General features: G+C 40.8%; 2 protein-coding genes. Both read right to left on the bottom strand.

Features of this window, described 5'->3' with window-relative positions; all coding sequences use genetic code 11:
• Nucleotides 1-186 precede the first annotated feature (186 nt).
• Nucleotides 187-264, bottom strand: coding sequence for a hypothetical protein (locus AB5170_RS19140; RefSeq protein WP_368361887.1), 78 nt, complete (start codon nucleotides 262-264; stop codon nucleotides 187-189).
• A 62-nt stretch (nucleotides 265-326) separates the two neighbouring features.
• Nucleotides 327-773: substrate-binding domain-containing protein (locus AB5170_RS19135; RefSeq protein WP_368365137.1), on the bottom strand; the 447-nt coding region annotated here is incomplete at its 5' end.

The raw sequence follows: 773 nt of genomic DNA, 5'->3' as shown, positions 1-773 counted from the left end.
TTAGGAATTATATGCATTGCCTCAATATTAATTTGGTTAAAATGAACAACTTAGAATGTTTTTCAAACACGCTCTAGCTGCAATATCCTTTGATATGCAAAAAACCGCCTTGTATCAGCATTCCCATTCCTGGTAAATTCATGCTGTACAAAGCAGTTTCTCTTTCATAGTTTCTTATGAACCGCTCTATCTTATTTTAGAGTGTATTTGTAAAATCATTCTCGCAATCTGCACGCCCCGGTTTGCAGCATATTTTGCCCAAATTCGTAGAGCGTGTTTGTGAAATCATTCCTGAAAATTATGACGTGCCTCTTATGAAAGCTGTTTTAATTTGCATACAAATAAGAACTGTATGTAGGATCATCAATGTTTGAGGAATCAATCCATGCCGGGTCGATACGCACATTCCGCTTGATTTCCACACTCTTCTTTGGTGCTGTAGTCAAAAGTGCTGTCCAGATGGTCTGATATCCCATCGCGTAAGGCTGCTGGGAAACCACGCCGACCTCTTTACTATTCCAGATAGCCTCCTGTTGTTTCGCTGTGGCATCCACACCAACCATCACAATGGAATCCTTTGTCTCATCCTTTTTCATGTCCAGATACAGATCGGCAATATCTGCATTATCGCAGAAAACACCGTCCAGCTGCGGATATTTGTCAAGAACCTCCTGCATGGCAGCTGTCATATCATCTACCTGATCCTGATAAACAATCTCCACAACTTCAATATCCGGATAATTGGTGATATAATTGGTAAAACCGCTTACACG

This window comes from Ruminococcus sp. RTP21484sp1_RTP21281st1_A8_RTP21281_210402 (assembly GCF_040914025.1).
In the GTDB taxonomy this organism is placed as follows: Bacteria; Bacillota; Clostridia; order Lachnospirales; family Lachnospiraceae; genus Blautia_A; species Blautia_A faecis.
Note: the sequence above shows the minus strand (reverse complement) of the source record. Positions and strands in the feature narration are given on the sequence as shown.